This window comes from uncultured Nostoc sp. (genome assembly GCF_964245575.1).
GTDB lineage: Bacteria > Cyanobacteriota > Cyanobacteriia > Cyanobacteriales > Nostocaceae > Nostoc.
This window is the reverse complement of record NZ_CAXTNP010000057.1, coordinates 22,316-32,607: the sequence shown is the minus strand read 5'-3', so window position 1 is coordinate 32,607 and position 10,292 is coordinate 22,316. Positions and strand designations below refer to the sequence as shown.

Annotated in this window: 9 protein-coding genes; 5 read left to right on the top strand and 4 right to left on the bottom strand. The window is 42.3% G+C overall.

Features of this window, described 5'->3' with window-relative positions:
- Positions 1 to 95: 95 nt before the first annotated feature.
- On the bottom strand, positions 96 to 722 hold the full coding sequence (locus ACFFAP_RS11720; RefSeq protein WP_375511377.1) for a TetR/AcrR family transcriptional regulator: 627 nt from the start codon (positions 720 to 722) through the stop codon (positions 96 to 98).
- Between the two features lie 146 nt (positions 723 to 868).
- Between ACFFAP_RS11720 and ACFFAP_RS11715 the strand changes: the two genes are divergently transcribed.
- Positions 869 to 1,777: a tetratricopeptide repeat protein gene (locus ACFFAP_RS11715; protein ID WP_375511376.1), complete on the top strand. Its 909-nt coding sequence runs from the start codon at positions 869 to 871 to the stop codon at positions 1,775 to 1,777.
- 504 nt (positions 1,778 to 2,281) lie between these two features.
- On the opposite strand, the gene ACFFAP_RS11710 is transcribed toward ACFFAP_RS11715, so the two are convergent.
- Complete coding sequence (locus ACFFAP_RS11710; RefSeq protein ID WP_109009404.1) at positions 2,282 to 2,686, bottom strand: response regulator; 405 nt, start codon at positions 2,684 to 2,686, stop codon at positions 2,282 to 2,284.
- Between the two features lie 325 nt (positions 2,687 to 3,011).
- Between ACFFAP_RS11710 and gyrA the strand changes: the two genes are divergently transcribed.
- The 4 genes from gyrA to ACFFAP_RS11690 all read left to right on the top strand — a co-directional run bounded on the left by gyrA (position 3,012) and on the right by ACFFAP_RS11690 (position 6,500).
- Positions 3,012 to 5,525, top strand: a complete 2,514-nt coding sequence (gyrA, locus tag ACFFAP_RS11705) for a DNA gyrase subunit A (protein WP_375511375.1) — start codon at positions 3,012 to 3,014, stop codon at positions 5,523 to 5,525.
- Positions 5,526 to 5,534: 9 nt separating this feature from the next.
- Positions 5,535 to 5,720, top strand: a complete 186-nt coding sequence (locus ACFFAP_RS11700) for a hypothetical protein (RefSeq protein ID WP_375511374.1) — start codon at positions 5,535 to 5,537, stop codon at positions 5,718 to 5,720.
- 45 nt (positions 5,721 to 5,765) lie between these two features.
- A complete protein-coding gene (locus ACFFAP_RS11695) occupies positions 5,766 to 5,903 on the top strand; it encodes a GNAT family N-acetyltransferase (protein ID WP_375511373.1) in 138 nt (45 codons plus the stop codon).
- Between the two features lie 411 nt (positions 5,904 to 6,314).
- Positions 6,315 to 6,500, top strand: coding sequence for a chlorophyll a/b-binding protein (locus tag ACFFAP_RS11690; protein ID WP_375511372.1), 186 nt, complete (start codon positions 6,315 to 6,317; stop codon positions 6,498 to 6,500).
- Positions 6,501 to 6,654: 154 nt separating this feature from the next.
- Here ACFFAP_RS11690 and rpoD read toward each other — a convergent pair whose 3' ends face one another.
- Both rpoD and ACFFAP_RS11680 read right to left on the bottom strand, forming a co-directional pair.
- Positions 6,655 to 7,824 (bottom strand): RNA polymerase sigma factor RpoD, encoded by a 1,170-nt coding sequence (gene rpoD, locus ACFFAP_RS11685; protein WP_094353188.1) that lies wholly within the window; start codon positions 7,822 to 7,824, stop codon positions 6,655 to 6,657.
- 1,724 nt (positions 7,825 to 9,548) lie between these two features.
- The gene (locus ACFFAP_RS11680; protein ID WP_375511371.1) at positions 9,549 to 10,163 is read right to left on the bottom strand and encodes a fasciclin domain-containing protein; all 615 of its coding nucleotides are present in this window, start codon (positions 10,161 to 10,163) and stop codon (positions 9,549 to 9,551) included.
- Positions 10,164 to 10,292: the final 129 nt, after the last annotated feature.

Here is a 10,292-nt window from a genome sequence, read left to right as displayed (position 1 = left end):
GTGTGGGGGGCAGAGGGGAAAACTCTTCTCCCTTGCTCCCTGCTCCCTGCTCCCTTGCTTGTTCGGCTGCTCCCCCTGTTCCCCCTGCTCCCTATTCAATCTTGGCTTGGTGCAATTCCTTGCCAGACAATATCCACAAGACTCTGGACAAATAGTGATACTTCTGTGGGAAAATCTCCAGAATTTAATGGTAATTCGGTAGTTGGTATAGTGAGTTTAGACGATATTTGCTCTACGAAAACGTAGTTCATCAGCGATCCTATTAAGATATGAGCCACTGTCTGGGGATCGCAAGGGCGAAGCCGGCCTTGGTTGATCTCACGCTCTAAAAAAGCAGTCAGTACTTTGACTTCTTGCATGGGTTTTGGTTCTTTACCTCCAAGTTCTGGGAGCGCATTGCCTCGCGATCGCAGCATCATGATCAGAGGCAGAACCTCACGCTGGAATTCCATAATCTGGATACAGACCTTGATTAGGTTTTCTTTGAGATTGCCTTTGCCACAAAGAGATTCCAACTCGCTCACCCAGAGGGGTTTTTCTGGAATTACCATCGCCGCCAAAAATAATTCTTCTTTCGTTGAGAATCGCTTGAAAATTGAAGCTTCAGAAATACCAGCCTGTTGAGCAATTTCTAAGGTTGAAGCACCAAATCCTTGTTGTAGGAAAACTTGACGAGCTGCTTCTAAGATTTGCTGATTGGTGATTCTGGATGTACGACCCATAACATAAGTAAGTGGTTACTTATTTATATATTGCTTTTATTATGGGGATGTCAAGAGCTAATGATGTAAGATTTTGCTACCGTCAACAGCGCAGATCGTTTAAGCTAGCTGAAAGATTCTTTGATTAGTGGCTTAAAGGCGGTAGTGTGCCTAAACATATTCGTTTGATTTCTTTTCTAATGGTCTGTAGTTTATGGAGTATGCCAAAAGCCGCTAACGCGCAGGCATTAATACCCCATACATTGCAACTAGATGGGACAAAGTTAGAGAGGCAGGGGTTGACCTTGGCACAAGAGGCGGCTCAACTGGCTCAGTTTCAACAGGTTGATTTAGCTTTGCCACGAGCGCGGCTGGCTAGTCAACTGGCTCCGAAGAATGATAAGGTATGGTTGCTCTTAGGTGGATTGCAACTGCAAACCAAAGAGTTTGACGGGGCGATCGCTAGTCTGAAAAAAGCGCAATCTATCAACCCCAAAAATGGTGATATTTTGTTTGCTTTGGGTTCAGCTAATTTTCAGCAGAAAAATTACCAAGCAGCTGTTGTCAATTACCAAGACGGTTTGAAGTTAAAACCCAACGATCCAGAGGGGTTGTTTGATTTGGGTAATGCTTACTATCTGCTGGGTCAATTGCCAGATGCGATCGCACAGTACGATAAAGCCGTCTCCCACGATAAAAAATTCTGGCCGGCGATCAACAATATTGGCTTAATCAACTACGAACAGGGTAATATCTCCGAAGCGATTAAGCGATGGCAATCTGCTGTAACCCTTGACAAGCAAGCCGCAGAACCTTTATTGGCCTTGGCAGTGGCACTGTATACTAAAGGCGATGCCTCCGGCGAGCTACGCTTACGCGAACAAGCATTAAGCCTCGGAGAAGCCGCACTCCGCATCGATCAGCGCTATGCTAGTTTGAATTTTCTCAAAGAAAATCTCTGGGGCACTCGCCTACTGTCTGATACGAAAAAATTCTTAGAATTACCCCGTATTCAAGCAGCCCTACAGCAACGAGAAAACTCATCATCAGCCCCTGAACAACAGTTTACTCAATAGGAGTGGGGAGTAGGGAGTAGGGATGAGAGAGCAGGGGGAGAAATCAATTCAAAATTCAAAATGACGCTCTCTACGAGACGCTTCGCGAACGCGGACTCGCTCTAAGCGACCATGCCGCATGCTTCACGCTGGCTAACAAAATTCAAACATTTTAGAACTTCAGCAAGACAAAGAACTGCCTCCTCTTTCCCAATTCCCGATTCCCGATTCCTAATTCCCCATTCCCTCTCCTATTACCACTTGCCTAACAGTACCTTTTCGTAGTACATCTATACTAAACTGACTAAATACAGGAACTAGTACAGGTCGGCGGAAATAAACCTACCATTTCATTACATCCAGAAAGCCCAAAATTAAAGCAGGCGGGACTTTTGACTTTTGAGAGCCAGTTGCTTTAACGCTCTTAACCCGCGCAACGCACTGGCTCCTTTTGACTTCTGCCTTGCGGTACTAGTCGCCCAAAAACCTTTGAGGGCGAGTATTCCTGAAATTAGTCGTCAATTCTCAGTGGTCGTCTGTGGGTAGAAGTGCGATGATTTGATCAACAAACTGTTGATGGTCAACAACTGGTTTAGAAATGTAGCCATCAGCGCCGCTTTGCTTGAGAAAGTTTTCGCGATCGCCTTCCATAGCATGTGCCGTCACCAAAATAACAGGTAAGTTTGCTGTTTTTGGATCAGATTTTAACATTTGTGTAATTTTGATTCCATCAACAGATTTACCTTGGTAAACGCTTCTAGACAAAGAAACATCCATCAAAATCAGGTCGGCTTCTCCTGATTGGGCAATTTTTATTACTTCTTCAACATTTTCAGTGTGTTTTACACCCAAGCCGCCACGCTTGGACAAAATTTTGGAAAAAACACGAGCATTAATTAGATCGTCTTCGACAATTAAAACAGTTTTCATGAGATTTTTAGTTATAGAGGTAGAGGTAAGGCAATTAGGCAATTCAAAATTTAAAATGAGAAAATGCAGTCATGGCAAGTATCCTGGCTATGGAGTCTATACAAATTAAGTGTGCAGCAAATTATCATTCCATTAAAACAGCTACTTGCTATCTGTTTCCTTTTTAATAGTCAATGTACATCGTGTCATCAAGGATGATACTACTGCTTTTTCTTTTATGACTATCAATATTTTGTTAGGAATCCCATTTCATCCGTTATGCTGTGGTTGCTGCAATATTGAGTTCCGCCGACTTTAGTGTAGTTAAATTTCAGGGAAAAAACTCATGGCAAAACAGTTAAACCTTCTCTCAACGGGACAGGTAATTACAACAGCCCTGCATACCGAGATGCAACGGTCTTATCTAGAATATGCCATGAGCGTGATTGTCGGGCGAGCGCTACCAGACGTGCGTGATGGCTTAAAACCAGTGCATCGCCGCATTCTATATGCCATGCACGAACTCGGTTTAGTACCAGATAGACCCTATCGAAAATGTGCCCGTGTAGTGGGTGATGTGTTGGGTAAATACCATCCCCACGGCGACCAATCAGTTTACGATGCTTTAGTGAGGCTGGTACAGGATTTTTCTAGCCGCTATCCCTTGCTGGCAGGACACGGTAATTTTGGCAGTGTCGATAATGACCCGCCAGCAGCGATGCGTTACACAGAAACGCGCCTCGCACCCATCAGCCATGAGGGAATGCTGACAGAAATTGGCGAAGAAACTGTGGAATTTGTGGGGAACTTCGATAATTCCCAGCAAGAACCAACGGTGTTACCTGCTCAGTTGCCGTTTCTGTTGCTCAATGGCTGTTCTGGTATTGCTGTGGGAATGGCAACGAATGTACCACCGCACAACTTGGGGGAAGTTGTCGATGGGTTAATTGCCTTAATCGACAACCCAGATTTGCCAGATGAAAAATTATTTGAGTTAATTCCAGGGCCAGACTTTCCTACTGGTGGGGAAATAATTGGTGAGGCGGGAATTCGGGAAGCATACACCACAGGTAAAGGTGGGATTCTGCTGCGCGGAGTTGCAACTCTGGAGGAAATTCCAGCCACAAGGGGAAGCAAGCGACGGACGGCAATTATCATTACAGAATTGCCTTATCAAGTGAATAAGGCTGCCTGGATTGAGAAGGTAGCGGACTTAGTAAATCAAGGTCGTTTGCAAGGAATTTCTGATCTTCGGGATGAAAGCGATCGCGAAGGGATGCGGGTGGTAATTGAACTCAAACGCGATACCAATCCCCAAGAAGTTCTCCAGCATTTATATCACCAAACTGCTTTGCAAGTGACTTTTGGGGCAATTCTCCTAGCAATAGTGAATGGACAACCCCGCCAGTTAAGTTTGCGTCAACTGTTGCAGGAGTTTCTGAGTTTCCGAGAAGAGACGCTGAACCGTCGCTACAATTACGAGTTGGAGAAGGCCCAAAGTCGTGTGCATTTGGTGGAAGGTTTACTCAAAGCACTATCTAATTTGGATCAGGTAATTGAAATTTTGCGGCAAGCTCCCGATGGCAGTACGGCAAAAATTAACCTTTGTAGCCGACTAGATTTGAGTGAGGTACAAGGAGATGCAATTCTGGCTATGCCGTTGCGTCGCCTCACCAGTTTAGAACAGCAAAATTTGCAGCAGGAATTTGAGCAGATAAGTGGACAAATTAGCTTATTGGAGCAATTACTCAACGATCGCCGAGAATTACTCAAGGCGCTGAAAAAAGATTTGCGATCGCTCAAGCGCAAGTACAGCGATCCCCGGCGGACAAAAATTGGAGAGGAGCAAAAGTCTAGGGCAGAGGAGCAGAAGAACAGAGGATCAGAAGATGATGAAGACAATCCAAAATCCAAAATCCAAAATCCAAAATTAGAACAGCCAGCAGAGGAAGCAGTTTTAGAGTTTACCCAACGAGGTTATGTGCGCCGCACCCAGCCATCTGGGAGAAAGTCAAAAGCTGAAAATGGTCTACACGATAATGACTTCATTATCCAAACTGTTTTAACTGACACAGAAAAAGACTTGCTAATACTAACTGGTGGCGGCAAAGTCTATCCGGTGAAGGTGGGAGAAATTCCCCCAACCACTGGACGTTCTCCACGGGGAAAACCTTTGATTACCATGCTCAGTAATACTGCTCAAGGCGCTCAAGAAGCTGTGGTCAGCCGCTTTTTGCTGCCGGAAAATCTCGAAACGAAGCAGATGATTCTCTTAACAAAACAGGGACGGATTAAGCGGCTGTCTCTGGGAGAATTTACTAACTTGACTCGGCGCGGAATCACGATTTTGAAGCTCAAAGACGATGATGAATTGTCATTTACCCAGTTCACCAAACCAGGGGAGCATCTGATTTTAGCTAGTTCAGGTGGGCGAGTGTTGCGCTTTGGAGTCAATGATCAACAATTGCCGATCATGGGTCGCACGGCGATGGGTTTACAAGCATTTCGATTATTGAAAAATCAGCAAATGGTTGGCTGTGTCACTGTCGGTAAAGATGACCAACTGCTGCTAGTTACCCAAGAAGGATATGCCAAGCGGATGGCTGCGAATCAGTTGAGAGCGGCTAATCGCGGCGATTTAGGCACACAATCGCTGAAATTTGCTAGCAAAACTGACAACTTAGCTGGTATGGTCATGGCGATCGCATCTGGCGAGGTAGCTTTAGTGACGAATAAGGAGCGGGTAGTGCGGATACCTGTGGAAACAGTGCCTATTTTAGGTAGAGATGTCAAAGGTGAAAGCATTCTCCAGCTAAACCGCGATGAAAAAATCATCACTGTTGCCGAAGTGCAATCGTAAATTAGGGTAATGTTCAACTTGCGACAAGCCAACTTGCTGGACTTAGAGGCGCTAATCCAACTGCGTCTCGAACTCCTGCGGGAGGCTGGCGATATTAAAGGTAATTCTGACATCGCAAACTTAGCAGAAGCGACTCGAAAATATCTTGGCGAAAAAATGCCGTCGGGTGAGTTAGTTTTTAGCTTGGGTGGCTGAAGTGGATAGTCAAATTGTTGCCACTAGCGGCTTGGTATTTTTTCAATGACCCCCTTACAACAGCAATCTCTCGGCTTAGAAGCCTACATTCTGAACGTTTATACAATTCCGATGTGGCGAGGCCAGAGAATTGCAACAGCATTATTAAAGCAAATTATCAGCTTTGTGAGAGAGAGCAACTGAAGCAAAACGCCTGTGGCTTCACACTACTGAGAATGGTAAACGTATCTACGAGAAGCTTGGTTTTGTCTCGACTTCAAAAGAAATGGAAATGGTCTGGTACTAACTTAAATTATCAATAAACTTTTTATTTTAAATTGCGATGTATATTTAAAATCAAGCAATTAAACTAAATTAATTGATAATTAATTTCAATAGTATAAGATTGTTTATAAAGCTAAAAGTCTGGATAACATTTCTTCTACCTCAGTAAATCTCACTGAAGGTTGAGGTTTTAGTCTGTACAAATAGCTATTGATATTTATGTCAAGCTCTGGAAACAAAAATATAAAAAATGTTGCTTTTATGAAAATATTTGTTATATTAGTTTACACAAGGCAATAAACCTTAAGAATTAAGTTTGGAGTCCTAACAATGACAAATACAACCACAACAAAAGTCACTACTCCCGTAATTGAAGATCGCAACGCTTGGCGTTGGGGCTTTACCCCACAAGCAGAAATTTGGAACGGTCGCTTGGCAATGATTGGCTTTTTAGCAGCCGTTTTGGTTGAGCTTTTTTCTGGTCAAGGCTTCCTACATTTTTGGGGCATCCTATAAGTTTTAATATTTAAGATGACCTATAAATAAAAAAACCTGGAGTGCTAATTCACTACCAGGTTTTTTATTTGTTTTGTCATTTGTCAGTTGTCATTTGTCATTTGTTTATTCACTAATGACCAATGACCAATGACCAATGACCAATGACTAATTACTACCGAATATACTCTTTGAGAACGCTGTTACGATTTGGGTGGCGTAACTTGCGGAGTGCTTTCGCCTCAATTTGACGAATCCGTTCACGGGTGACGTTGAAAATCTGTCCGATTTCTTCAAGGGTCTTCATCCGACCATCATCCAAGCCATAACGCAGTCTAAGAACATCACGTTCACGAGGGCTAAGACTATCGAGGACTTTTTCGAGGTCTTCGCGCAGAAGATTTTTGGAAACTTGGTCTTCTGGTGTTTCACCATCGGATTCAATAAAATCGCCCAACCGAGAATCTTCTTCTTTACCAATGGGTGTTTCTAATGAAATGGGTAACTGGGCAGATTTAGCAATAAACCGCAACTTCTCAATGGTCATTTCCATACGAGTGGCGATTTCTTCTTCGGTGGGTTTGCGACCCATTTCTTGAGACAATAACTTGGTAGTTTTCTTAATCCGAGAGATGGTTTCGTAAAGGTGAACTGGAAGGCGAATCGTGCGGGATTGATCTGCGATCGCACGGGTAATTGCTTGACGAATCCACCATGTAGCATAAGTGGAGAACTTATAACCTTTTTCGTGGTCAAACTTTTCAGCGGCACGAATCAAACCGAGACTGCCTTCCTGAATTAAGTCTTGGAACGACAAACCACGATTCATGTACTTCTTGGCAATTGAAACTACAAGACGGAGGTTAGATTGCACCATCTTGTCTTTTGCCCTGCGACCAACATGGAGGCGATAACGAAAAGCTGGCAAAGGTAGTTGTACTGCTTCTGCCCATTCACTATCTCTAGGATCGCGATCTAACTGCTCACAGAGTCTTTCCCGCACCCTCTCTAATTCCAGCAAATCGGCTATTTTCCGCGCCAATTCAATTTCTTCGTCTGCCCGCAACAGCCGAATTCTACCAATTTCTTGCAAGTAAAGCCGAATTGAATCTTCGGTATAGTGCTTCTTCTTGCTTTGTGTCCGACGACGCGATTTAGCGGCTTTTCCAGACTTTGCGTCGTCCTCATCAGACTGAGGCTCTAAAAATTCCTCGTCACCTTCATCGATGATCAGCAAGTCCTCTTCATCGTCTATTAAGAGTTCTTCTAACTCGAGCTCAGGCTGATTCATTATTTCTAGGTCAGGCTGATATATGCTTTCGAGTACGTTGTTAGCCTGGTTCATGCCGCGTTCCTCATGCTCCTTGCAGAATCAATTACTCAAGATGTGTTTACTGCTCATTTAAACGAGCTATTCATCAACCGAAAATAAGCTTTTTGGCAGATTTGCCAGAGATATTTTCGGACGTTTTACACCTCTGGTCAGAGGTTTTTTACTTTAGTTTAAGCGATTACTAAAAGTGACTTGCTCATCTTAGTAAATGTTATGTGTGTTGCTATCACACACTGCTTTCAACTAACTGGTCAAAAAAAAGACTCGCCTTTATCAAAAAATTTGCCACTCTATACTAATGAGTTCAGACTGTTGGCAGATTTTCCTAGAAAGACTCTTCCGATTGTAGCCTGTTTCACAGAAATTGCACTCTTTTTGTGTATTAATCATGAACTTCTAAAGCAATTATTAGCCACTATTACCAAAAAAACATTAAAAACGGGAGTTATACCCTTAAATTTTTCTCCACTTTTCGGAATTGCAGTGACCCTCTTATTACATTACAAAGTAAGTACGTTTGCTTTTGCCGATTTTCATGTATTTTACACAACATTAATTACTTAGAAAGAGGGAATTTCATGTTAATTCAGACGATTCGTCTTAATCTACCCATTTTTACATTTCCTTCACAAATTACGCATTCCTTATACTAAAACGGGTCTTGACCTTGGGTAAATACAACAAGGGTGATGGTGTTTGCCTTAAAGCAGTTAACCTTCTGCGTACTAATTACCTTAACTGAGGAGTTGAGGCTCTGGCAGAATCGACCTGATAGCAGATCAATTTAGGTTTAACTAATTTGGTCTTATTCACAGGTTAGCGCACTGTGGCGATTTCAGCCCTATGAAACTTGACAAACTTTTCTTATTGTATACAAGGATATTTTAATCAATACAAAAAGAATTTGTCTTGTAAATTCGCCAGTATAGTCTTATTTAAGGCAAAAGTTCATTAGATACATCCGATACAATAGCGATCGCCACGGCATTACATGAAGATATTAACAAGTTTGCTGCCAGATGGTGTCCGCTTCCAGTAGGCATTACCTCGTACAAAGAGAAAGACAGAAGATTGCCTGCTAATTTGGTTACAAACTTTTTTTTACGTGGTTATATTGTAAAATACAATACTTTTATTTCAGTAAATTTTTGTCATCTTATTATGAGAAATCCTTAAAATACTTATTAATTGCTGTTTGATAGATGAGATTCAGTTATTTTCTTAAAGCATAACAAATGTGTTTCTAGCTGGTGGACAAAATAAATCAGCCAGTCAGTGCAAAGAGTATTATCTTAACTAAACTTCTATAAAGTTGGTAGTTTAGCTAACACTAGAAGATTGAATTTTTGTAAAATATTGACAATAAGCAAATTATATGGTTTTTTCTAACTGAAAAACTTAGAATTTTTATAGTTATGTCCGACTGACCTGCCGCTTTCATGGTAAAGCAACCTAATTTTTGTATTGATTGTTAGCGTCTAGTTCAAAGTCAGGATGGCTTTCAAATCTACCCCTAGTACCGCAAGGCAAAAGTCAAAAGTCAAAAGTTTTGTATAAGTAAGTCGGTGAGAATAAATCAAACTAGATTAAGTAATGTAAAAAATCTTGAGATTAGTTCGTAGTGAAAGCTACCCTACGGGAACGCTTGGCGAACAGCCATCATTGGAGGACTTTAGTCCTCTCTACGAGACGCACTCGCGTTCACTACAAACCTTGAATTATTCACGCCGCTCTACTTACCGTGGTGTTGGGGTGGTTTTTAGAGTTGGGGGAAAATTAGGTGGCAGAAGTACGTGGTCAACTATATGAACGATGCCGTTGCTAGCTGGGATGTCTGGCTGAGTCACTTTAGCGTTGTTGACTGTGATTGAGTTGCTGGCACGATCAACCGTAATTTGAACGGGACTACCCTCAATTGTTTTAACTTGTCCAGATGTCAATTGCTGAGAGGTAATTCCTCCAGGTATAACATGATAGGCCAGAAGCTTGACTAATTGTTGTTTGTTTGCCGGCTGTAAGAGTTGGTCTAAAGTAGCTTTTGGTAAAGCAGAGAAAGCGGCGTCAGTAGGTGCAAATATTGTGTAAGGGCCTGGTTTAGCAAGCTGTTCAGTTAAGCCTGCGGCTTGTACTGCTTGGATGAGGGTTTGAAACTGTCCTTGACTAGCTGCTGACTTTGCCAGTTCTGCTAAATTTTGGGTGGCAATGGTGGCAGTAGCAGTAGGAGTTGGCGTGACAGGAGGGACAGTTGCTGTAGGAGTTTCGGGAGGTTGAACGCAGGCAGACAGAGCAATCAAGCTACTTATGCCAATAATATTGAATAATATTTCTACTATGCTTTTGTTCGCTTTCATAGCTTTGTCTAAAATCCAGTTAAATAAGGAATTATTGACAATATCTAATGAATTTATGGATACAGTCACTCATCTAACGACATACTTTCTAGTCAGAAAAATATTAATAGAAAATATTTATATGTTTCG

Excerpts from the sequence above, each read along its gene's own strand:
- gyrA (WP_375511375.1), top strand. The coding sequence starts at position 3,012 with ATGGCAAAACAGTTAAACCTTCTCTCAACGGGACAGGTAATTACAACA.
- ACFFAP_RS11695 (WP_375511373.1), top strand. The coding sequence starts at position 5,766 with ATGACCCCCTTACAACAGCAATCTCTCGGCTTAGAAGCCTACATTCTG.
- ACFFAP_RS11690 (WP_375511372.1), top strand. The coding sequence starts at position 6,315 with ATGACAAATACAACCACAACAAAAGTCACTACTCCCGTAATTGAAGAT.
- ACFFAP_RS11680 (WP_375511371.1), bottom strand. The coding sequence starts at position 10,163 with ATGAAAGCGAACAAAAGCATAGTAGAAATATTATTCAATATTATTGGC.
- rpoD (WP_094353188.1), bottom strand. The coding sequence starts at position 7,824 with ATGAACCAGGCTAACAACGTACTCGAAAGCATATATCAGCCTGACCTA.
- ACFFAP_RS11710 (WP_109009404.1), bottom strand. The coding sequence starts at position 2,686 with ATGAAAACTGTTTTAATTGTCGAAGACGATCTAATTAATGCTCGTGTT.
- ACFFAP_RS11700 (WP_375511374.1), top strand. The coding sequence starts at position 5,535 with ATGTTCAACTTGCGACAAGCCAACTTGCTGGACTTAGAGGCGCTAATC.
- ACFFAP_RS11720 (WP_375511377.1), bottom strand. The coding sequence starts at position 722 with ATGGGTCGTACATCCAGAATCACCAATCAGCAAATCTTAGAAGCAGCT.